The organism is Kosakonia radicincitans DSM 16656, assembly GCF_000280495.2.
In the GTDB taxonomy this organism is placed as follows: Bacteria; Pseudomonadota; Gammaproteobacteria; order Enterobacterales; family Enterobacteriaceae; genus Kosakonia; species Kosakonia radicincitans.
Map to the genome: position 1 here is coordinate 2,951,886 of NZ_CP018016.1, position 22,152 is coordinate 2,974,037.

General features: G+C 56.6%; 24 protein-coding genes. 14 read left to right on the forward strand and 10 right to left on the reverse strand.

Annotation, left to right across the window (positions count from 1 at the left end; all coding sequences use genetic code 11):
* The first annotated feature begins 168 nt into the window (after nt 1–168).
* Nucleotides 169–792 (forward strand): AraC family transcriptional regulator, encoded by a 624-nt coding sequence (locus tag Y71_RS14130; RefSeq protein WP_233218346.1) that lies wholly within the window; start codon nt 169–171, stop codon nt 790–792.
* A 70-nt stretch (nt 793–862) separates the two neighbouring features.
* Here the strand turns inward: Y71_RS14130 and Y71_RS14135 are convergent, their stop codons facing one another.
* A complete protein-coding gene (locus tag Y71_RS14135; RefSeq protein ID WP_007374931.1) occupies nt 863–1,318 on the reverse strand; it encodes a GNAT family N-acetyltransferase in 456 nt (151 codons plus the stop codon).
* Between the two features lie 153 nt (nt 1,319–1,471).
* On the opposite strand from Y71_RS14135, the gene Y71_RS14140 reads away from it, so the two are divergent.
* Entirely contained in the window at nt 1,472–2,416 is a 945-nt protein-coding gene (locus tag Y71_RS14140) for an L-lactate dehydrogenase (RefSeq protein WP_007374930.1), read from the forward strand.
* Between the two features lie 11 nt (nt 2,417–2,427).
* On the opposite strand, the gene Y71_RS14145 is transcribed toward Y71_RS14140, so the two are convergent.
* Genes Y71_RS14145 through dtnK form a run of 3 tightly spaced genes read right to left on the reverse strand, consistent with a single transcriptional unit; the run spans nt 2,428 to nt 5,417 of the window.
* Nucleotides 2,428–3,189, reverse strand: a complete 762-nt coding sequence (locus tag Y71_RS14145; RefSeq protein WP_007374929.1) for a DeoR/GlpR family DNA-binding transcription regulator — start codon at nt 3,187–3,189, stop codon at nt 2,428–2,430.
* A 1-nt stretch (nt 3,190) separates the two neighbouring features.
* Nucleotides 3,191–4,177, reverse strand: coding sequence for a D-threonate 4-phosphate dehydrogenase (locus tag Y71_RS14150; RefSeq protein WP_007374928.1), 987 nt, complete (start codon nt 4,175–4,177; stop codon nt 3,191–3,193).
* On the reverse strand, nt 4,170–5,417 hold the full coding sequence (gene dtnK, locus Y71_RS14155; RefSeq protein ID WP_007374927.1) for a D-threonate kinase: 1,248 nt from the start codon (nt 5,415–5,417) through the stop codon (nt 4,170–4,172). Before dtnK ends, Y71_RS14150 begins: the two co-directional genes overlap by 8 nt.
* A gap of 174 nt (nt 5,418–5,591) precedes the next feature.
* Between dtnK and Y71_RS14160 the strand changes: the two genes are divergently transcribed.
* The 6 genes from Y71_RS14160 to Y71_RS14185 all read left to right on the forward strand — a co-directional run bounded on the left by Y71_RS14160 (nt 5,592) and on the right by Y71_RS14185 (nt 11,485).
* Nucleotides 5,592–6,728, forward strand: a complete 1,137-nt coding sequence (locus tag Y71_RS14160; protein WP_007374926.1) for an iron-containing alcohol dehydrogenase — start codon at nt 5,592–5,594, stop codon at nt 6,726–6,728.
* A 57-nt stretch (nt 6,729–6,785) separates the two neighbouring features.
* Nucleotides 6,786–7,670, forward strand: a complete 885-nt coding sequence (locus Y71_RS14165) for a dihydrodipicolinate synthase family protein (RefSeq protein ID WP_007374925.1) — start codon at nt 6,786–6,788, stop codon at nt 7,668–7,670.
* Nucleotides 7,671–7,745: 75 nt separating this feature from the next.
* Entirely contained in the window at nt 7,746–9,170 is a 1,425-nt protein-coding gene (locus tag Y71_RS14170) for a sodium:solute symporter family protein (protein WP_007374924.1), read from the forward strand.
* 1 nt (nt 9,171) lies between these two features.
* Nucleotides 9,172–10,329: a sialidase family protein gene (locus Y71_RS14175; protein ID WP_007374923.1), complete on the forward strand. Its 1,158-nt coding sequence runs from the start codon at nt 9,172–9,174 to the stop codon at nt 10,327–10,329.
* Between the two features lie 3 nt (nt 10,330–10,332).
* On the forward strand, nt 10,333–10,803 hold the full coding sequence (locus Y71_RS14180) for a NanQ anomerase/TabA/YiaL family protein (RefSeq protein ID WP_007374922.1): 471 nt from the start codon (nt 10,333–10,335) through the stop codon (nt 10,801–10,803).
* A gap of 4 nt (nt 10,804–10,807) precedes the next feature.
* The gene (locus tag Y71_RS14185; RefSeq protein ID WP_007374921.1) at nt 10,808–11,485 is read left to right on the forward strand and encodes an SDR family NAD(P)-dependent oxidoreductase; all 678 of its coding nucleotides are present in this window, start codon (nt 10,808–10,810) and stop codon (nt 11,483–11,485) included.
* A gap of 143 nt (nt 11,486–11,628) precedes the next feature.
* Here the strand turns inward: Y71_RS14185 and Y71_RS14190 are convergent, their stop codons facing one another.
* Entirely contained in the window at nt 11,629–12,420 is a 792-nt protein-coding gene (locus tag Y71_RS14190) for a PhzF family phenazine biosynthesis protein (protein ID WP_007374919.1), read from the reverse strand.
* Nucleotides 12,421–12,592: 172 nt separating this feature from the next.
* Between Y71_RS14190 and Y71_RS14195 the strand changes: the two genes are divergently transcribed.
* Complete coding sequence (locus Y71_RS14195; protein ID WP_007374918.1) at nt 12,593–13,795, forward strand: sugar transporter; 1,203 nt, start codon at nt 12,593–12,595, stop codon at nt 13,793–13,795.
* 11 nt (nt 13,796–13,806) lie between these two features.
* On the opposite strand, the gene Y71_RS14200 is transcribed toward Y71_RS14195, so the two are convergent.
* Together Y71_RS14200 and Y71_RS14205 are read right to left on the reverse strand one after the other, a co-directional pair.
* The gene (locus Y71_RS14200; RefSeq protein ID WP_007374917.1) at nt 13,807–14,961 is read right to left on the reverse strand and encodes an alpha/beta hydrolase; all 1,155 of its coding nucleotides are present in this window, start codon (nt 14,959–14,961) and stop codon (nt 13,807–13,809) included.
* Complete coding sequence (locus tag Y71_RS14205; RefSeq protein WP_007374916.1) at nt 14,961–15,635, reverse strand: MarC family NAAT transporter; 675 nt, start codon at nt 15,633–15,635, stop codon at nt 14,961–14,963. The genes Y71_RS14200 and Y71_RS14205 overlap by 1 nt, the downstream gene beginning before the upstream one ends.
* Nucleotides 15,636–15,879: 244 nt before the next feature.
* Between Y71_RS14205 and marR the strand changes: the two genes are divergently transcribed.
* The 3 genes from marR to marB are packed head-to-tail and all read left to right on the forward strand — an operon-like array spanning nt 15,880 to nt 16,964.
* The gene (gene marR, locus Y71_RS14210; RefSeq protein ID WP_007374915.1) at nt 15,880–16,314 is read left to right on the forward strand and encodes a multiple antibiotic resistance transcriptional regulator MarR; all 435 of its coding nucleotides are present in this window, start codon (nt 15,880–15,882) and stop codon (nt 16,312–16,314) included.
* A 19-nt stretch (nt 16,315–16,333) separates the two neighbouring features.
* On the forward strand, nt 16,334–16,714 hold the full coding sequence (marA, locus tag Y71_RS14215) for an MDR efflux pump AcrAB transcriptional activator MarA (protein ID WP_007374914.1): 381 nt from the start codon (nt 16,334–16,336) through the stop codon (nt 16,712–16,714).
* Between the two features lie 34 nt (nt 16,715–16,748).
* Nucleotides 16,749–16,964 (forward strand): multiple antibiotic resistance protein MarB, encoded by a 216-nt coding sequence (marB, locus tag Y71_RS14220; RefSeq protein WP_007374913.1) that lies wholly within the window; start codon nt 16,749–16,751, stop codon nt 16,962–16,964.
* Nucleotides 16,965–17,039: 75 nt separating this feature from the next.
* Here the strand turns inward: marB and eamA are convergent, their stop codons facing one another.
* Nucleotides 17,040–17,933, reverse strand: a complete 894-nt coding sequence (gene eamA, locus Y71_RS14225) for an O-acetylserine/cysteine exporter (RefSeq protein ID WP_007374912.1) — start codon at nt 17,931–17,933, stop codon at nt 17,040–17,042.
* Nucleotides 17,934–18,125: 192 nt separating this feature from the next.
* Between eamA and ydeE the strand changes: the two genes are divergently transcribed.
* A complete protein-coding gene (gene ydeE / locus Y71_RS14230) occupies nt 18,126–19,313 on the forward strand; it encodes an efflux MFS transporter YdeE (protein ID WP_007374911.1) in 1,188 nt (395 codons plus the stop codon).
* A 55-nt stretch (nt 19,314–19,368) separates the two neighbouring features.
* Here the strand turns inward: ydeE and Y71_RS14235 are convergent, their stop codons facing one another.
* The gene (locus tag Y71_RS14235) at nt 19,369–20,472 is read right to left on the reverse strand and encodes a cobalamin-independent methionine synthase II family protein (RefSeq protein ID WP_007374910.1); all 1,104 of its coding nucleotides are present in this window, start codon (nt 20,470–20,472) and stop codon (nt 19,369–19,371) included.
* A 186-nt stretch (nt 20,473–20,658) separates the two neighbouring features.
* Nucleotides 20,659–21,072 (reverse strand): rhodanese-like domain-containing protein, encoded by a 414-nt coding sequence (locus Y71_RS14240; RefSeq protein ID WP_007374909.1) that lies wholly within the window; start codon nt 21,070–21,072, stop codon nt 20,659–20,661.
* A 67-nt stretch (nt 21,073–21,139) separates the two neighbouring features.
* On the opposite strand from Y71_RS14240, the gene ftrA reads away from it, so the two are divergent.
* Nucleotides 21,140–22,144 carry a transcriptional regulator FtrA gene (ftrA, locus tag Y71_RS14245; protein WP_035943427.1) on the forward strand — a complete coding sequence of 335 codons (1,005 nt, stop codon included), beginning with the start codon at nt 21,140–21,142 and terminating at the stop codon, nt 22,142–22,144.
* The last annotated feature ends 8 nt before the right edge of the window (nt 22,145–22,152 follow it).

Genomic DNA, 22,152 nt, shown 5'->3' on the forward strand with positions numbered 1-22,152 from the left:
TCCAAGCTAGTGTTACCACCGCCTCAGCCCATTTGCGGCCAGCCCGCGCCGGTACTGTTGACCTTGCCTCGCCCGGTTTACTTTCGCAGCTACCCTTTGACGGGCGATACGGGAGTGGACAGACATGAGCACCCGTTCGCCGAATTTCTCTATGCGCGGAAAGGAAATATGCGTGTGGAAATTGAAGGTAAGACGCTGGTGGTTCCGGTTCTTTATGGCGTCTGGATACCGGCCCATGTGCCGCACCGTATTCTTGCCGGTAGCGACGTATTGCTGGAAAGCCTTTATGTGGAAGCCGGTTTCGCAACCATCGCCTTCAGCGGCAGCAAAGTGGTGGTGGTCAGCGATTTCGTGCGTGAGTTTATCCACTACGCGACGCAGAATGTACCGGAACTGTATGATTATGAAGGCGAAGATGCGCAGCTTGTGCAGGTACTGATTTCATTACTTCGGCAATTGCCGGATGCCGGTCTGTCGATATCATGGCCAGGATCGCCGTTGCTGATAAAGGTATGCAGCCAGATCCAAAAAACGCCGGGTGAAGCGCACAGCATTGAGCAGTGGGCCTCCTGTAGCGGGATGTCGGTGCGCACGTTTTCACGCCGTTTCAAAAAGGAGACCGGCGTGGCATTCAGCGAATGGAAAAAACGCGTGCGCTTGCTGGAATCCGTGGTGATGTTAAAAAACAACCGTAGCGTCACGCAGGTAGCACTTGATCTTGGCTATTCAAGCCCGGCCGCATTTACCTTTGCTTTTCGCGCCATGTTCGGCGTGCCTCCCACTCGCTATTAGATGTGGCGTTAATAACGGCAACGCCACAAACCGGGCTTACGGACGCTTGTACGCGTGCGCGGCAAGGCGTTCAGCGCAGCGCTTTCTCCATAAAAATGCTCAGCGGATCCGGCTGATACGGCGCAAATGCATCGCGGATCTGGTAGCCACAGCGCTGATACAGTTTTATCGCCGCATGCTGCTCGATGCCGGTTTCCAGCCGCAACGTATGGCAGGCGCGCCCTGCTGCTGCCTGTTCCAGCGCGGCAATCAGTTTCTCCCCCAGTTGCTGCCCGCGGTTTGTGGGATCGATAAATACCCGCTTCATCTCGCCGCTACCGTCGAGGTTCAGCACCACCGCGCCGCAGCCAACGGCCTGCTCCAGATGGAGGATCTTGCGCAGAATCAGCGTCTCGTCAGGCAGTGAGGCCAGATCGAGCAGATGGTTACTTTCCGCCGGATAGAGCGCCGCCTGGTAGCGATCAAGCTCAGCAATCAGTGCTATGACATCGGGTTGTGAAGCGCTCGCTTCGACAATACTGTACATCGTGTGCTCCTTGTTGTTATCACCTTGTAAAAAATAACCGCGCAAAGCACGGACGCTGTCATAGGAATAATTTATATCTCCGGCGCAGCGTTGCATCACAGGGATAAGTAACGGTAATTTACGCCCATATCTAACTCTGCTAGTGGAATTTGCATGAATACCAAAGCCCGTAAGGTGATGATTATCGGCACAGGAAATGTGGGCGCGTCCGCCGCGTATGCCCTGCTGAACCAGAACATTTGCGAGGAGTTGATCCTCGTCGATCTCAATCAGCAGCGCGTGGAAGGCCACGTTCAGGATCTGGCGGATGCCGCCGCGTATATGCCCGGCATGATGACCATCTCCACGCGCCCGGTGGAAGAGTGCGCCGATATCGACATTGCGGTCATTACCGTCTCGGGCGGCCCATTACAGCCGGGCCAGACGCGGCTGGATGAACTGACCAACACGGCGCGGATCGTCAAAAACATTGTTCCGGCAATGATGGCCAACGGTTTTAACGGTATTTTCCTCGTCGCCACCAACCCGTGCGACATCATTACCTGGCAAGTATGGCAACTCTCCGGCCTGCCGCGCAGCCAGGTGATCGGCACCGGCGTCTGGCTGGATACCACACGCCTGCGTCGCACGCTGGCGCAGGCGCTGGATATTGGCGCACAGAGTATTGATGCGTTTATTCTCGGCGAACATGGCGATACGCAATTTCCGGTGTGGTCACACTCCTCGGTGTACGGTTCGCCGATTGCCGATGTCTACCTGCGCAAAACCGGGCAATCCCTGGATTTCGACGCGCTGGCAGACAAAGTGCGCCGCCACGGCTTTGAGATCTATAACCGTAAAGGCTGTACCGAGTACGGTATTGCCGGAACTATCGCCGAGATCTGCCGCAATATCTTTACCGGCAGCCACCGCGCGCTGGCAATCTCCTGCGTTCTCGACGGTGAATACGGCGTAAAAGATGTAGCGATTGGCGTGCCTGCCGTGCTGACGCAAAGCGGCGTCCAGCAGATTATTGAGTTACAACTGGAAGGTGACGAAGTGGCGAAATTCAATCACTCCGTCGCGGTCATTAAAGCCAATATCGCCCGCCTCCCCTGAAGCCCGTGCGGTTAACCGGCGATGGTTAGCCGCCCTGGCAACACTTCAAGCTGCTGGCGGATCTCCGGGCTGAGCTGTGCGTCAGTAATGATATCCGTCAGCGAATCGAGTTTCGCCACGTTAAACAGCGACCACGCGCCATATTTGCTGCTGTCGGCCAGCAATACCCGCCGCTTCGCATTGACGATCAGATCGTGCTTCAGCGCGGCTTTTTCCTCCGTTGGCGCGGTAATGCCACGTTCAAAATCCCAGCCGTTACAGCTGACAAACGCCCAGTCAGGCCAGATATTTTGCAGTAGTTTGCGTCCGTGCTCGCCAATGCATGACTGGCTGGAATCATCAATGCGTCCGCCGATAATCGTCACTTCAATCTGCTTAAATTCCGAGAGAAACAGCGCGATATGCAGGTCGCTGGTGATCACCCGCAGCGGCAGATGGGTTAACTGGCGCGCCAGTTCAATCATCGTCGTTCCGGCATCCAGCACAATGGCGTCGCCCGCTTTCACCAGCGCCGCCGCCGCGCAAGCAATGGCGTGTTTCTCCGCCAGGTTACGCTGCATTTTCTCGCTGGTGGTGGGCTGCGAGGGGATAAACCGGTTCAGCGTCACACCGCCGTGGGTGCGGCTGATGACGCCTTCCTGATCGAGTTTAATCAAATCGCGGCGAATGGTGGCTGGCGAGGCATCGGTTGCCGCAACCAGTTGATCCACCGTCACCAGATTATGCCCTTTCAGGTAATCCATTATCTGCTCTAACCGGTTATATCCCTTCATATTATTCCCGTGTAATTTGCATAGCTAACTGGATGGATACCGCCATACTCTCTGCTTTCGCTTTGCCGCGCCAGGCGATATCAAATGCGGTGCCGTGATCCGCCGAGGTACGGATAAAAGGCAGACCCGCGGTGATATTAACGCCATCATAAAATCCCAGCAATTTTAACGGAATATGACCCTGATCGTGGTACATCGCCACTACCATGTCATACATCCCTTCGTGGCACTGCATAAACACCGTATCCGGCGGGCACGGACCGGTAACATTCAGCCCTTCTGCTTTCATGGCTTCCACCGCCGGGCCGACAATGTTGATCTCTTCATCGCCAAACAGACCGTTTTCGCCGGCGTGCGGGTTAACCCCGGCCACGGCAATGCGCGGGTTATCGTAACCGACGCGTTTGAGGAACGTATCGGCTACGCGAATCACGGTTTTTACGCGATCCTGATTGAGGGTATCGAGGAACTTCCGCAGCGCAATATGCGTGGTGATGTGGATCACTTTCAGCTTATCGGTGTAAAGCACCATCGCGTAATCTTTGCTGCCGGTCAGGTGCGCCAGCAGTTCGGTATGCCCCGGATAGTGGTGCCCGGCAAGGTGCAGCGCCTCTTTATTCAACGGCGCGGTCGCTATCGCTTTTACCTCACCGTTCATTGCCAGCGCGGTCGCACGTTTGATGCAGCGATACGCCAAATCGCCCGCCTGCGCTTGCACCACGCCCGGTTGCAGCGCATCAGCATCCTCCAGCGGCTCATCAATGACGTTGATCACGCCCGGCGCAAAACGCGCGTCGGCAATCCGATCAATGACCTTCAGTTCCGCACGCGGGGTAATATTCATCGCCAGAATGCGCTGGAAGGTGCGCGCACATCCCACCACCACCACCGGCGCACCGGATAACTCGCCTTCGACCAGCGATTTAATAATAATCTCCGGGCCAATACCCGCCGGGTCGCCCATCGTTACAGCAATGATATTAGTCACTCGATTTCTCCTCGATAAAATGCAGAACCTTAAGCAAGGTCGTTTTGTCGCCAAAGCCACCCGCCCTGGTCATCACCGGTCGTTGCCACTCGCAACCTGTAAAATAGCCCCAGGGCACGCAACCTGCGGCTCGCCCCTGAATATGAAAACCACGCGCACCCAGCGCCTGCGCCACCGCCACAGCAACATCGCCGCCGGAGAGATAGAGCGCCGCAGGCGTCACCTCACTCAGCACCTCGCGCGTTAATTGCGCCAGAAATGCGCAAATTTGCTCACCCAGTTCACTGCGGCTCAGGCCGCGACGAGCGCACAGCGCCGCAATTTGATGACGCGCCTGCACATCCGGGCAGGTGTGTACCAGGCAGTGCTCGCCAGCGCGCAGCGCGGTAATAATCGCCTGCCGGTATGCGGCGCTATCAGCGTCCAGTGCCGCATCAACATCAATCAGCAGGCGCGTCACGCGCGGGTGCGTTGCGGTCTGCTCCAGTTGCTGTTGAGCGATTTCGCTCATAGAGCCAATTATTGCCAGTAGCGCGGCCGGTTTTTTCGGTGCCAGATGGCGTGCCAGCGCATCGCACAGCCCGGCGGAACCCACCAGCAGCGGCGGCGTGGCGGCGCGTGTCGTCTGGGCAATAATCAAATCGAGATCGGCATCGGTCTGCGCATCCACCACCAGCAACAGCGGTGCATCTGCGGTCGCCTGCGCCAGTGCTTCCGCCAGTTGCGCCGGTTGCAGATAGCGACATTCCGCCGTGCTGTGCGCCGCCAGCAGGCAGCCGATATCTGCGCTTTGCACCGGTGTTTTCGGGTCGCTGGCAAATTCGGTTTCCGTCAGCAGTACACCCTGCACATAACACTGCCCGTTGCGGGTGATGCGCCCGGCCTGGGGAAATGCCGGGGCGATAACGGCCGCCGTTGCCTGCAGCACTTGCATCATAGCGGCGACTTCCGCGCCGATATTGCCGCGCAGGGTGGAGTCGATTTTTTTCACTAACCAGCGCGGTGCGTAATGGGTGCCGATCTCCGCAGTCAGCGCGTGAATGCGCGCGGCGGCTTCCTGAGCCGTCAACGCCCGGCTGTCGCTGTTGTAGATTAGCGCCTGTGCCTGGCTTACATAACCTGCCGTCAGCGCCACTTCAACGTGCATGCCCGCCTGCGCCAGGCTGACACCGGCGTCGTTTGCGCCGGTGAAATCATCCGCGAGGATCACGACCTCTTTCACCACCAGTTGTTCGTTCATCCCTTCTCCGGGTCATTATGTTCTGGTTATGATTATATTCAATCATGATTGATTATATGTGAGCAAGATCAACTTAATCAGTTTGTGAATAAATTATAAATTTAGGCCATGTAGTGACGGTGATTGCTATCTGATGATTGAGATTAATCACCATAACAGAGACAGGAGAAGGTCGTGGTAACCATTAACAGCACACTGATTAGCGGCGCGGGGGCGATTCCGGCCATTGCTCCGCTGCTGGCCGGTAAAAAGAACGTCCTGCTGGTCAGCGACGGCAACATTATTAAGCTCGCAGCGACACAACAGATTCGCGCCCTGCTGGAGAGCGATGGCAGACACGTTCAATTGATTGACAATGTACCGCCGGAACCAAGCCAGCACGACGTCGCGAAAATTGTCGGTGCATTACATATCACCGCATTTGATCTGGTGGTTGGCATTGGCGGCGGTAGCGTGCTGGATGTGGCGAAGCTTCTCTCCGTGCTGTGTCACCCGGTGTCACCGGGTCTTGATGCGCTGTTGAAAGGCGAGAAGCCGACGGCGCGCATCGGCTCGCTGCTGATCCCGGCCACTGCCGGTACCGGCTCGGAAGCCACGCCGAATGCGATTCTGGCCATTCCTGAACAGGACACCAAAATCGGCATCATTTCACCGGTAATGCTGCCGGATTATGTGGCGCTGATCCCGGAGTTGACCACCAGCATGCCCGCGCACATTGCCTCTTCGACCGGCATCGACGCGCTGTGCCATCTGATTGAGTGCTTTACTGCCACCATCGCCAATCCGGTCAGCGATAACGTCGCGCTGATCGGCCTCTACAAGCTGCTGCGCAATATCGAAACCGCAGTTAATGAACCGCACAATCTCAATGCGCGGCTGGAGATGCTGTGGGCCTCTTATTACGGCGGTGCGGCGATTACCCATGCCGGAACCCATCTGGTGCATGCGCTCTCTTATCCGCTGGGCGGCAAATATCACCTGCCGCACGGCGTGGCGAACGCCATTCTGCTCGCGCCCTGCATGAAAGTGGTGCGCCCGCACGCCGTGGAGAAATTCGCCCAGGTGTGGGATCTGCTGCCAGATGCGGACACCTCGCTGAGTGCAGAGGAGAAATCCCATGCGCTGGTGGCGTGGTTTGCTGCGCTGGTGAAGCGCCTGAATCTGCCGGACAACCTCGAAGCGCTCGGCGTACCGCGTGCCGATATCCCGGCGCTGAGCGACGCGTCCCTCAATGTTAAGCGGTTGATGAATAACGCGCCCTGCACCGTCAGTCATGCGGATGTACAGGCGATTTATCAGACATTGTTTTAATGCATGACGGATTGTCGGATGGCGCAGCCGCCATCCGGCGCAAACAGAGGAATTGTGATGAACAAACCGATAAAAGGCGTACTGACCGCCATTGTCACGCCTTTTGACACCGGGGGAGCTTTCAACCCACAGGCGCTGAAACAGCAGATCAATCGCCAGCTCGACGCCGGAAACGGCATCTTTTGCGGCGGCACCAATGGCGAATTCTTCGTGCTGAACGCGCAAGAAAAAGTGGCCGTCGCCGCCACCTGCGTCGATGAAGTGGCCGGTCGCGCGCCGGTCGTGGCGCATATTGGCGAGATCTCGACGCGGGAAACCGTTCGTCTGGGCAAAGAGATTGAAAAGCTCGGCGTCGATGCCGTTTCAGTGATCACCCCCTGGTTCGTGCCGTTGAAACAGGATGAACTTATTGCCCATTACACCGCCGTGGCGGACGCGTTAAGCGTGCCGGTTTTTCTCTATAACATCCCGGCGCGTACCGGCAACACTATCGAACCGCAAACCGCGCGCACGCTGGCAGCGCACCCCAATATCATCGGCATCAAAGACAGCGCGGGCAGCTATGAGAGCCTGAACGGTTTTTTGCATGCGGTCAGCGATATTAGCAGTTTCGACGTGTTAAACGGCCCGGACTCCCTGATCCATCAGGGATTCGTCGACGGCTGTTCAGCCTGTATTTCCGGTCTGGCAAACGTTGCGCCGCAGGCGATCAATGCCATCTGGTCATGTTTTACCACCGGAGATATTGCCGGTTCCCACGCGGCGCAGGAGAGCGTCACCAGGCTGCGCACCGAACTGTATAACGTGGCGTTTTCCCCGGCCGCGGTCAAAAAAGCATTACAAATCATGGGATATGACGTTGGCGACAGCCGTTACGCCGTCACGTTTAGCGAGCAACAATTACAACAGATCCGCCAGCTAGTGACGCAATACCTTCACTGATTGCGGAGTCATTCGTCATAAGAAAACCGGGCGCTGCAGGCGCCCCGGATTCACTCGCCCTGAAGAGAGGCAAAGATGAACACCTTTACATCTCAAGATACCCTCATCATCGTCGGCATTGTGGTAGCCTACATTCTGTTCACCACCTGGCTGACATTCCGTTTACGCAGTAAGAACACCGGCGATTTTATGGAAGGCTCGCGTGCGATGCCCGCCTTTATTGTCGGCATTCTGTTGATGTCTGAATACATCGGCGCAAAATCCACCGTCGGCACCGCCCAGGCGGCGTTTGAGGATGGTTTTGCCGCCTCCTGGTCGGTGATCGGCGCGGCGATTGGCTTCCCGCTGTTTGGCTTTCTGCTGGTAAAACGCATCTATAACACCGGCAAGATCACCATCTCCGGCGCGATTGCCGAGAAGTACGGCAACAGTACGAAAAATATCATCTCCATCATCATGATCTACGCTCTGCTGCTGGTGAACGTCGGCAACTACGTCAGCGGCGCGGCGGCGATTTCGACGGTATTGAAAGTGAATCTGCCGGTGGCGGCATTTATCACTGCCATTGTCAGTACCTTCTACTTCGCGTTCGGCGGCATGAAAGGCGTGGCGTGGGTGACGCTACTGCACAGCGCACTGAAATATTTCGGTATTCTGGCGATCATGGGCTTTGCTCTGTCGAAAACCGGCGGTTTCACGCCGATGATCGAGAACATGCCGAAATACTACTGGACCTGGGATGGTAACTTCGGCGCCAGCACCATTTTTGCCTGGCTGATTGGCACCATCGGTTCCATCTTCTGCACGCAGTTCGTGATTCAGGCAATTTGCTCGACCAAAGATGTGAAATCGGCGAAGCGTTCCACTTGGGTGGCGTTTTTCTTCTGCCTGCCGATTGCGCTGGCGATTGCGGTGATTGGCGTGGCGGCGAAATACCTGCACCCGGAAATCAACAGCCTGTATGCGATGCCGATTTTCCTGCAGGATATGAATCCGTGGGTTGCCGGTTTGGTGACAACGTCACTTGTTGCTTCCATCTTTGTCAGCGTCAGTACCGTTGCGCTGGCTATCGCCTCGCTGGTGGTAAAAGATTTTTACGTCCCCTACCGCAACCCGACGCCAGAACAGGAATTTAAAGCCACGCGCTGGCTGTCGCTGCTGATTGGTTTCCTGCCGCTGATTTTCGTGCTGTTTGTCCCGGAAGTGCTGAAGCTCTCTTTCTTTACCCGCGCTATTCGCCTGTCTATTTCCGTGGTCGCGGTCATTGCTTTCTATGCGCCGTTCTTTAAGAGCGCACGGGGCGCGAACGCCGGGCTGATTGGTGCCTGCGTGGTGACCTCGGTCTGGTATCTGCTCGGCGATCCGTTTGGCATCAATAATATGTATATCGCGCTGATAACCCCGGCGGTGATCATGGTGCTGGACCGCCTGATCCCCAACAAAGCACAGCAAAAAGCCGGTTCTCATGCGTCGCAACCTGTTCAACATAATGGAGTCTGATATGTCCGCTACCAATCGTGATGGTGTTTTACGCCCGCAACCGCATGACGCGCGCGTTATCACAGCGATGCTGCCGTCACCCTGCCCGCAAAACCATGCAGCGAATATTCTGCCGCTGCCGGACGGCACGTTACTCTGCGTCTGGTTCGGCGGCTCGCAGGAAGGCGTCGCGGATATTTCCGTCTACGGTTCGCGCCTTGCGCCGGGCGCGCAGCGCTGGAGCGACGCGGTGAAACTCTCGGACGATCCGACGCGCTCCGAGCAGAACCCGGTACTGTTCCTCGCGCCGGATAACACGCTGTGGCTGCTGTGGACGGCTCAGATCTCCGGCAACCAGGACACTGCCATTGTGCGCTACCGCCAGTCGGCTGACTTTGGCGCAAGCTGGGGGGAAATCGGCACGCTGCTGGACAAACCCGGCACCTTTATTCGCCAGCCGATTACCGTGCTGGAGAATGGTAACTGGCTGCTGCCGGTGTTCTATTGCCGCACGCAGCCGGGTGAAAAATGGGTCGGCAATGACGATATCAGCGCGGTAAAAATCTCCGCCGATCGGGGGAAAAGCTGGCGCGATGTCGACGTACCGCAGAGCCTTGGCTGCGTGCATATGAATATCACCGCCCTGCCCGGCGGTACGCTGGTGGCACTGTTCCGCAGCCGCTGGGCAGACAATATTTATTACAGCCACTCCACCGATGGCGGCGAAAGCTGGTCGGTGCCGGAACCGACCGTGCTGCCGAATAACAACTCATCGATTCAGGTAACCACGCTGACCGATGGCACGCTGGCGCTGGTGTTTAACCACATGAGCGCCGCCGGGGCCACAGAACGCCGCGCCTCACTTTATGATGAGATTGACGATGGCGACGGGCGCAAAGAACCGACGGTCACCAGCGGGCGCAGCGCCTTCTGGGGCGCACCGCGCGCGCCGATGACGGTGGCTATCTCGCCGGATGGCGGTAAAAGCTGGCCGTGGCAGCGCAATCTGGATGAAGGCGATGGCTACTGCATGACCAACAACTCGCAGGAAAAGCTCAACCGCGAGTTCTCTTATCCCAGCATCAAACAGGGCGCTGACGGCGATCTGCACATTGCTTATACCTGGTTCCGTCAGGCCATCAAATATGTGCGTGTTTCTCCAGCGTGGGTGAAGGAGTAACAGATGATTTTAGGGAATCTGAACGCCCTGCCGCAGGCCGGCCTTCCCGCCGCGCTGCGCGACATCCTTGCGCTGCCGCAGTGCTCGTTGGCCGCGCTGCAGGCGCACGATGACGGGCGTTTGCAGCCAGAACAGGCTGCGTGGTTTTGCAATATTGGCCCGGCAAAAACCCAACCGCAGGCGCAGCGCCACACCGAATATCACCGGTTATGGGCAGATATTCAGGTGCTGCTGACCGGTGAGGAGATGATTAATGCCGGAACACAATATCTGGCGCAGGAGAGCGATGAACAGCGTAAGCCGGATTTGTATATCACCACCGCCGCTGCATTGCCGGTGAGCGTGACGCTGCGCGCCGGGGATTTCGCCGTGTTTCTTCCCGGCGAGCCGCATCAGGCGCTGTGCGCGGTGAATGAACCGATGACCGTGCGTAAAGCGGTGTTCAAAGTGCCGTGCGAACTGCTGGAGGGTTAACACCATGCCGCATGCTGTGGTTACTGGCGCCAGTTCCGGGATTGGCGAAGCCATTGTCGATAATTTGCTGGCGCAGGGCTGGCAGGTCACCGGGCTTGCACGTTCGCGGGTTGAACGGGCGCATCCTGCGTTTCGCAGCCTGCAAGTGGATTTAAGCGATGAGCAGGCGTTGCGCCAGGTGCTCGCAGAGGTACAAACGCCGCAGGCGGTGATCCACGCCGCCGGAATGATGGCTGCCGCGCCGCTTGGCGAGCTGGATGCGACAACCAGCCAGCGCCTGTGGCGGCTGCATGTGCAGGCCGCCGAAATGCTGGTTAACCACTTTGCGCCGCAGCTACAGCCAGGCGGACGAATTGTGGTGATTGGCAGCCGTACCTCGCGCGGTGCCGCCGGGCGTTCGCAGTATGTCGCCACCAAAGCGGCGCTGCTCGGGATGGTCAGAAGCTGGGCGGCAGAGCTGGCTCCGCGCGGGATCACCGCCAATGTGGTCGCGCCAGGAGCCACGCAAACGCCGATGCTCAGCGCGCCAGGACGGGAAAGCTCGCCGCCGAATGTACCACCGATCGGTCGGCTGATCGCACCAAGGGAAGTCGCAGCACTGGCGGGGTTTGTGCTCTCGCCGGATGCCGCAGCCATCACCGGCCAGGAGCTGGTGATCTGCGGCGGCGCATCATTAACATAACCATGAAATACCGGATGGCGCTGTGCTTATCAGATCTGGGCAAGCGCCGTGCTTACCGGAACAGGGAGCGAAATGAGTATTTTTGCTTCAACCAGGGCACAATCGCCCTGGCCGGATAAGACGAAGCCACTGCGGCGATGGAATTAGCGCAGATAGACTTTTCCCAGCAGATAGAGCGTCGCCTGGCCACCGATGAGCACGCGGTCGCCGCGCCATTCGCAGCGTAAATCGCCGCCGCGTGCGGAAACCTGCCGCGCCTGCATCACCGTTTTATTCAGCTTCTCGCCCCAGTACGGGATCAACATGCTGTGCGCCGAGCCGGTCACCGGATCTTCCGCCACCGATTCGCCCGGGCAGAAAAAGCGGCTGACAAAATCGTACTCATCCCCCGGCGCGGTCACGCAGACCATTTTTCCCAGCGGCTTCATGGCGGCGATATCCGGTCGTAACGCTTCCACCTGCGCCTGGTTCTCCAGCACTACCAGATAATCACGGGCCACGCGCACCTCTTTCGCCGTACTGATGCCCAGCGTTTGCAACAGCAGTTCCGGCGGCATGCTCACCTCTTGTGTTGCCCAGGCCGGAAAATCGAGCGTCAGCCAGTCACCGTTACGCGAGACCGTCAACGGGCCGACAAAACGGGTGGCGAAGAGAATTTCCGTCGACGGGTAATCCAGATATTCAAAAATCACGTGCGCGGCGGCAAGTGTGGCATGCCCGCAGAGGTTAATTTCCGCCTGCGTGGTAAACCAGCGCAGCTCAAAACCGGTGTCATTGCGGACAAAAAACGCGGTCTCGGATTGATTATGCTGCTGCGCCATTTTCAGCAACAGATCGTCAGGCAGCCATTCGGTAAGCGGGCACACGGCAGCGGCATTGCCGCCAAAAGTTTGGTCGCTAAACGCGTCCACCATATAAAAGTCAATTGTTTGCATAGCCGTTTCCTCTTTATCGTTCTCTGTTTCTGAACGCTATTGTCAACCGATGCAATCGGTATTTATTTGCTGAATGAAAAGTGAGATCTACATCACAAAATGTTTGTATTTTCGCCAACAAAAGCTTTAAGATCACTTCCTCTTCTTTTTTTTAACCAAGCAAGAACACCTTATGACTACGAATACCGTTTCACGAAAAGTCGCGTGGCTTCGGGTCGTAACGCTTGCCGTTGCTGCTTTCATTTTTAATACCACCGAGTTCGTGCCTGTGGGGTTACTGTCGGATATCGCTCAGAGTTTCGACATGGAGACCGCGCAGGTGGGGATTATGCTGACCATCTACGCCTGGGTTGTGGCGCTGATGTCGCTGCCCTTTATGCTGCTGACCAGCCAGATCGAGCGTCGTAATCTGTTGATTGGTTTGTTTGTGTTGTTTATTGCCAGCCATGTACTGTCGTTTCTGGCGTGGAACTTTAAGGTGCTGGTGATAAGCCGCATCGGTATTGCTTTCGCCCATGCGATTTTCTGGTCGATCACCGCCTCGCTGGCAATCCGCCTGGCGCCCGCCGGTAAACGCGCGCAGGCGCTGAGCCTGATCGCCACCGGTACCGCGCTGGCGATGGTGCTGGGCCTGCCGATTGGCCGCATTGTCGGGCAATATTTTGGCTGGCGCACCACCTTCTTTGCCATCGGTCTTGGCGCCCTCATCACACTGGTTTCTCTGATAAAACTGCTGCCGCCCCTGCCAAGCGAACACTCCGGATCGCTGAAAAGCCTGCCGCTGCTGTTCCGTCGTCCGGCGCTGATGAGCATCTACCTGCTGACGGTAGTCGTGGTGACCGCCCATTACACCGCTTACAGCTATATTGAGCCGTTTGTGCAGAATGTGGCTGGCTTTAGCGCCGGTTTCGCCACCGTACTGCTGCTGATCCTCGGCGGCGCGGGGATTATCGGCAGTATCTTGTTCGGCAAGCTGGGCAATCAGCACGCGTCCGGTCTGGTGTGTAGCGCGATTGGCCTGCTGGTGTTGTCGCTGGTGTTCATGCTGCCCGCTTCCGGCAGCGAGACGCATCTGGCGGTGCTGAGCGTTTTCTGGGGCATGGCGATCATGATTATCGGCCTCGGCATGCAGGTGAAAGTGCTGGCGCTGGCGCCCGATGCCACTGACGTAGCAATGGCGCTGTTTTCCGGCATTTTTAACATTGGCATTGGCGCCGGTGCGCTGGTTGGCAACCAGATCAGCCTGCACTGGTCGATGGATATCATCGGCTATGCGGGTGCGATCCCGGCGATTGCCGCGCTGGTATGGGCGGTGGTGATTTTCCGCCGCTGGCCGGTAAAACTGGAAGAACAGGTAAGCCACAGCCATATGTAGCGGCTCGTGGCTCAAAGTGTTTCGGACACCATTTTATCCATCACCGCGGTTTGCCAGTCAAACCACGGGTTCCAGGTCAGGCGGGCATGAATTTTACCCGCTTCGACCAGCCCCCAATCGGAATACCACACCTCTTCCCCCTTCAGACAGCGCTGCGCCGCATCGTCAGGCTGACCGTTGGCGCAGAGCAGTACGCTGCCTTTGCGGCCATACAGCGGGTTTTGCGGCGAAAACAGCACCGACATATGCGAAAACTGACTGATGCGATCCTGCGGCAGAAAATCCGTTTTCACCAGAATGCGGGAGACGTTCGCCACTTCCGGACGCGGCGCGCCGTACCAGATCACCCGGCTGGCGGGATGGGGAAAGCTGCGGTCAAAATGGTCGAGGATCCAACGGGTATTGAGCACGGAATCATGCTCGCTGAGCACAATCAGCGCCGGCTTGTCCCAGCTTTTACGCGCCAGCCACTGCTGCGCGCTGGCGCTGGTGCGCCAGAACTGGGCAAACCCATTCGTCGGTACGCGTAAATAACGGGTGGCGATCTGCTGCGGGAATACCGTGCTCGGCGGGCGCAACCAGTCGCGAAATAGCGCCACCGTCGGGGCGAGAAAATCGTAGGCGGTGTTGGATTTAAACGCCGGAGAGAATAACAGCAAGCCCTGCACCCTATCGTGATGCGTCATGGCATACTCCAGCGCCAGATTACCGCCGGTGGAGAAGCCGCCGAGCCACAGCGTATCCACCTCTTTTGCCAGGATATCGGCCTGTTCACGCACCACCTGCCGCCACTGTTCGACGCTGACGTTCAGCAGGTCAGAGGGCCGTGTGCCGTGCCCCGGCAAAAGGACAGTGCGCACCAAAAAACCCTGTTTCGCCAGCGCTGGCGCAATATCGACAAACGAGCCAGGCCCATCGCCAAGGCCGTGGATCAGTAAAATGCCTTTACGGGCAGGCTGCGACGGGCGCCACTCCTGCGGCGTGTTGAGCGTCAGCTCCGCCGTTTTATCCAGCGTTTGAAAGGCCCGATGCGCACGTACATAGTCGCGGGTTTGTAACTGATAATCGGCAAAGCTTGCCTGCCCCAGCGGCGGTTGCGCGGTTTGTTGATGCTGGCAGCCTGTCAGCATCAACATCATGATCGCCAGCACAACCCCTCTGCCCATCAGGCGGCTCCGTGGAAAGTGGTAATAATCTCCAGCACGCCGTTGATGATAAATTGCACGCCCATGCAGACCAGCAAAAAGCCCATTAACCGGGAGATCGCTTCTATTCCGCCCTTGCCGACCAGCCGCATGATCGCGCCGGAACTGCGCAGACTGCCCCATAAGATCACCGATACAGCGGCAAAGACGAGCGGCGGCGCAAGGAAAATCACCCAGTCGGGAAATGTCGAGCTGTGGCGGATCGTCGATGCCGAACTGATGATCATGGCGATAGTTCCCGGCCCGGCGGTGCTGGGCATCGCCAGCGGTACGAAGGCGATATTGGTACCGGGCTCATCCTCCAGCTCTTCAGATTTGGTTTTTGCTTCTGGCGATTCGTGCGGTTTTTGCTGCGGGAACAGCATGCGAAAACCAATAAAGGCGACAATCAACCCACCGGCAATCCGCAAACCCGGGATCGAGATGCCGAACGTGTTCATCACCAACTGCCCGGCATAATATGCCACCATCATAATGATGAAGACATACACCGACGCCATCAGCGCTTGTTGATTACGCTGGGCGTTATTCATATTGCCCGCCAGCCCTAAAAACAGCGCTACGGTGGTTAACGGGTTCGCCAGCGGCAGTATCACCACCAGCCCCAGACCGATAGCTTTAAACAATTCAAGCATGATGCGCGACGCTCCTTGTGTGGTCAAAGCCCGGGCAGTATAGCGTTAACACAGCGGCAATGGGATGTTTGTAGACTGGCAACAGCACCTTAACGCAAACCGATTCAGTTGTTTACGTTGTGTAAAATTTTACCGTTATGAAACGTTTTAGCAAATAGTGGCATCCGGGAATCCATTCTGTTGACTTATATTTGCCTGAGCAATAATATCTGCCGTGATTAATCTACTTGCCGGGGCAATCATTGTGAAAAGCACGAATGATCTGTTTAACGATATCATTCCTTTAGGCCGCTTAATCCATATGGTTAACCAGAAAAAAGATCGTTTACTCAACGACTATTTATCGCCGCTGGATATCACTGCCACCCAGTTTAAGGTGCTGTGTTCTATCCGCTGCCAAACCTGTATCACCCCGGTAGAACTAAAAAAAATTCTTTCCGTCGATCTCGGCGCCCTGACCCGCATGCTGGACAGACTGGTATGCAAAGGCTGGATCGTGCGTAACCCGAATCCGAATGACAAACGCGGCGTGTTGGTGCAATTAACGCCCGACGGCGCGGCGCTTTGTGAGCAATGTCATCAATTGGTAGGGAAAGATCTGCACCAGGAATTGACAAAAAACTTAACGGCAGAAGAAGTGGCAACCCTTGAGTCTTTGCTCAGGAAAATATTGCCGTAAAAAACAAAGAGGTATGACGATGTCCAGACGCAATACTGACGCTATCACCATTCATAGCATTTTGGACTGGATCGAGGATAACCTGGAATCGCCGCTGTCACTGGAAAAAGTGTCAGAACGTTCAGGTTACTCCAAGTGGCACCTGCAACGGATGTTTAAAAAAGAGACCGGTCATTCGCTGGGCCAATACATTCGCAGCCGCAAGCTGACGGAAATTGCGCAAAAGCTCAAGGAGAGCAACGAACCGATCCTGTATCTGGCGGAACGTTATGGGTTTGAATCGCAACAAACCCTGACCCGCACGTTCAAAAACTATTTTGACGTGCCGCCGCATAAATTCCGCGTGACAGATATGCCTGCTGAATCAAGGTATCTCTACCCGCTAAACCATGCTTGTTAATTATCGCCTGTTTTAAAGACGTATCGAGGAATGTATGAAACGTATTGCCTGTGCCGCCATCTCGCTGATGGTTCTGTTTTCCGGCCAGAGTTATGCGGAACAATTCAATCATCCGGCACCGCAGGATTCCCGCGACGCGATGATTTTACCCGCCCCCCAACAAACATCGCCGTATGACTTTAACCATATGGGTGTGGGCAGTGACAAATCCGACGTATTAGGCGTGCCCTATTACAATCAGCACGGCTAATCGTTTTGCCCCGCATAAGCGGGGCTTTTTTTTATTCCCTGCCTGATTAGCCCTTTCCCGACAAACCGCAGTGTATTAGGCCTGCACCGCACGGCGCAGACGAAAACCAAAAACGTTGATATACAGACCGCCCATCACCAGCACTGCGCCTGCCAGCTGCAGGGCCGATAAGGTTTCGCCCAACAGAATTGCCGCGCTCGCCATGCCGACGACCGGCACCAGCAGCGACAGCGGCGCGACGCGCCAGGTTTCATAGCGCCCCAGCAATGAACCCCAGATGCCGTAGCCGATGATGGTCGCGACAAACGCCAGATAGACCAGCGACAGCAGCGTGGTGGTATCAATACTCACCAGGCTTCGCAGCATCAACGCCGGACCGTCGAACACCAGAGAAGCAATCATAAACGGCACAATCGGAATTAAGGCGCTCCATACCACCAGCGACATCACCGCCGGTCGTGAGCTGTGCTGCATGATTTTTTTGTTGAAGATATTGCCACAGGCCCAACTGAACGCCGCCGCCAGTGTCAGCACAAAGCCCACCAGCGGAATGTGCTGACCATTAAGACTCGATTCGATCAACACCAGCACCCCCAGTACCGCCAGCGAAATGCCGACCAGCTGTTTTGATTGCAGCCGCTCGCCAAAGACACCCGCGCCGAGAATAATGGTGAAAAAGGCCTGCGCCTGTAATACCAGCGATGCCAGCCCGGCAGGCATGCCGAATTTGATGGCGCAAAACAGAAAGGCGAACTGACCGAAACTGATCGTCAGCCCGTAACCCAGCAACAAACGCAGCGGAATGTTGGGCCGCGCGACGAACAAAATTGCCGGGAACGCCACTAACACAAAGCGTAAACCTGCCAACATCAACGGCGGCATACTGTGCAGGCCAACTTTGATCACCACAAAATTCAGCCCCCACGCCACGACCACCAGCATTGCCAGCAGTACATCTTTACGCGTCATTCTTCGCCCCTGTAGTTTCAACTTTTGTAAAAAAGTTACGTTAACGTAAAAAATAGTACAGCGACAGATCATTAAATTCGGTAGGTCAGTTTAGGCATTTGTCGCTAAATCAGCCGTTGTACATAGCGGTTTATGCATGTTATTGCTGTATACATCACAAAAAACTATAACAACCAGCATGTCGGGCAAAACATGACCACACCACAAACACGATCCACCGTCGCACTACTGGCGTCCTCTCTGTTATTAACCATTGGTCGCGGCGCAACGCTGCCGTTTATGACCATCTATCTTAATCGCCAGTACGGCATGGCCGTCGATCAGGTCGGTTATGCCATGTCCGTCGCGCTGACTATCGGCGTTGTCTTCAGCCTTGGTTTCGGCATGCTGGCGGATAAGTTCGATAAAAAACGCTATATGTTGCTGGCGATCGTCGCCTTTATCACCGGTTTTGCTGCCATCCCGCTGACGCATCACGCCGGGCTGGTTGTGCTCTTTTTCGCCCTGATCAACTGCGCTTATTCGGTCTTCTCCACGGTGCTGAAAGCCTATTTTGCCGATACGCTCACGCCGACGGCGAAAGCGAAGGTCTTTTCGCTTAACTACACCTTTCTCAACATCGGCTGGACCGTCGGCCCGCCGCTGGGCACGCTGCTGGTGATGCAAAGTATTAATCTGCCATTCTGGCTGGCGGCTGTCTGCGCAGCATTCCCACTGGTCTTTATCCAGTCTTTTGTCCGCCGCGTGGCCGTGGGCAGCGGCATGGAGCCTGCGGTTCCCTGGTCGCCATCGGTGCTGCTGAAAGACAAAGCGCTCGGCTGGTTTACCCTCTCGAACCTGCTTGCTTCCTTCGTGTGCGGCTCTTTCGCCTCCTGCCTTTCCCAGTACGTGATGGCCGTAGCGGACAGCGATTTTGCGGAAAAAGTGGTGGCCGTCGTGCTGCCGGTCAACGCCGCTATCGTGGTTTCGCTGCAATACGCTGTCGGGCGCAAACTGACCGCGACCAACCTGCGTCCGCTCATGGCGTTCGGCACACTTTGCTTCGTGGTGGGGCTGGTGGGATTTATGCTCTCCGGCAACAACTTATGGTTGTGGGGGCTCTCCGCTGCGGTATTTACGCTGGGCGAAGTGATTTATGCGCCAGGTGAATATTTGCTGATCGATAACATCGCGCCGCCGGGGATGAAAGCCACCTATTTTTCCGCCCAGGCGCTGGGCTGGCTGGGTGCGGCGATGAACCCGCTACTGACCGGGATCATTCTCACCACCCTGCCTGCCTGGTCACTGTTTGTGATCCTGATCGTCACCATTGGCATAGCATGGCTGATGCTGGTGAAAGGGATGCAGGTACGGCAATGGGGCGCGGTGCCAGCGCAATAAATAGCAGGTGCCTGATGGCGGCCACGCCATCAGGCACTCACAACGCTTTACCGACTCACCACACTTGTGCGGCGATATTTGTCACCAGACGCACTTTGTCCCACTGCTGCTCCGGCGTTAGTGAGTTGCCCTCTTCGGTGGAAGCAAAACCGCACTGCGGGCTAAGGCAAATCTGGTTGATATCCACATATTTTGCCGCTTCCGCGATACGCGCTTTCACCCCTTCCGGGTTTTCCAGCTCGCCGTTTTTAGTGGTAATAAGCCCCAACACCACCTGCTGTTTACCCGGACGAACGAAGCGCAGCGGTGCAAAATCCCCGGAACGATCGTTGTCATATTCAAGGAAGAAAGCATCAACATTGACGCTGCCGAACAGCACTTCTGCCACCGGCTCGTAGCCGCCTTCGGAAATCCAGGTCGAACGGAAATTGCCGCGGCAGACATGCAACCCGATGGTCAGATCCTCCGGCTTACCTTCCAGCGCTTTATTGAGTACGCGGGCATAAATGCGCGCCAGTTCATCCGGATCGTCACCGCGTTCGCGGATCTGGCGACGCTGATCGTCAGAGCACAGATAGGCCCAGACGGTGTCATCCAGTTGCAGATAACGGCAACCGGCGGCATAGAAAGCATGAATGGCATCGCGCCAGGTGGTCGCCAGATCGTCAAAATAGGCATCCAGTTGCGGATAGACGGTCGCATCAATATCTTTACGCCCGCCGCGGAAATGCAGCACGCTCGGGCTGGGGATGGTCATCTTCGGCTGCGCGTTGCCGCTGATGCTTTTCAGATAGCGGAAATCATTCAGCATTGGGTGATCGCCAAAACGCAGTTTGCCGGTGACACGTACGCCGTGGGCTTTGGTTTGTACGCCGTTAAACTGAATACCTTTCTCCGAATCGTAACGCTCAACCCCTTCCAGCCCGTCGAAGAAATCAAAGTGCCACCAGGCGCGACGAAACTCCCCGTCCGTCACCACATGCAGACCACAGGCGCACTGCTGTTCAACCACATGACGGATGGCCTCATCTTCGACACTGCGCAACTGCTGTGCGGTGATCTCGCCCTGCGCAAACTGCTGGCGGGCATTTTTGATGGCATCCGGTCGTAAGAAACTGCCGACTACGTCTGCGCGGAAAGGGGCCTGATGTCGCTGCATGGTTATTCTCCTCGAACGCCGGAGCAGATGATTACCCGGCGTGATAATTCATTATTTGAATTTTTAGCCTTCTGGATGGCTAAATGTCCAAATAAAATGTCACACCGGGCAGAGTGCAGCAACAGAGAAAATTTCACCATACATGAGAGAGTTTCATGATGACGTAATGAAGATGAAAAAAGAGGACTAGAAATCCGCTTCGCTCTGCCCGCTGGCGAAGGCATAACCTTCATCTTCCCAGCCGGTGATGCCACCGATCATGATTTTGACCGGTAGTCCCAGCCGCGCCAGTTTCAGCGCCGCGCGATCGGCACCGTTGCAGTGCGGCCCGGCACAGTACACTACAAACAGCGTCTCCGACGGCCAGGCGGACATGCGGTCGGCAGTCATCATGCTGTGCGGCAGATGCAACGCGCCGGGAACGTGACGACGAGCGAAGGCATCCGGGCTGCCAACCACATGCAGCAGGACAAAATCTCTGTCGTCATGGGTGATCGCGTCATGCACATCGGCGCAATCTGTTTCAACGCTCAGGCGGCGCAGAAAATGGCTGGTGGCTTGTTCAGGGGATGCGACGGGAAAATCAGTAACGTAGCTCATCGTGCTTTCTCCTTGTTTGTGTTAACAGTAATCTAACCAAAACAGGACAACTTAGCTGCACCGTTCTATGCCAGATAACACCAGGATAATGACAACATTACGACATCCCCCCGCACCGCACCGTGTTGTTGCCCTCGCTTATGATGGGCTTTGCACCTTTGAGTTTGGCGTCGCGGTGGAGATCTTCGGTCTGCCGCGCCCGGAAATGGGCGATAACTGGTACCACTTCGCCGTTGCGGCAGTGGATGCCGGGGAACTGCGGGCGACCGGCGGTATTCGTGTAACGGCTGAAGGCGGGCTGGAGCTGCTGGCCGACGCGCAAACCATTGTCGTGCCCGGATGGCGCGGCGCAGAGTCGCCCGTTCCGGCTGATTTGTGCGCTGCGCTCCAGCAAGCCTGGCAACGGGGTTGCCGCATTATCTCCATCTGTTCCGGGGTGTTTGTGCTGGCGGCGGCGGGCCTGTTAAACGGGCGCAAAGCCACCACCCACTGGCGTTATACCGATGGGCTGCGCGAGCGCTATCCGGCCATTGTGGTGCTGGAGGATGCGCTCTATTACGACGAAGGGAATGTGATGACGTCCGCGGGCAGCGCGGCGGGGATTGATCTCTGCCTGCACGTGGTCCGTGAGGATTTTGGTCTTGAGGCGGCGAACATGGTCGCCCGGAGACTGGTGGTTCAGCCACATCGCGATGGTTCGCAGACGCAGCAGCTTATCCGCCCGGTCGCCCGCACGCGCGAGAGCCGCCAGTTGGGGCTGCTGTTTGATTTTCTCCACCAGCAACTTGCGGAAAATCATACCGTGGCATCACTGGCGCAACGGGTGGGCATGAGCCCGCGCACCTTTTTACGCCGCTTTCAGGAATCGACAGGCACCACGCCGGCACGCTGGATTTTACAGGCGCGGTTGCAGCGCGCTCAGACGCTGCTTGAACAAACACGCATGCGTATTGATCTGGTCGCCGGGCAGGCAGGATTTGGTAATGCCGCGTTGCTGCGCCACCATTTTCATCAGCAATATGGCATCTCCCCGGCGATGTACCGCAAGAAATTTGCCGAAACAGCGAAATAACGCGCGCC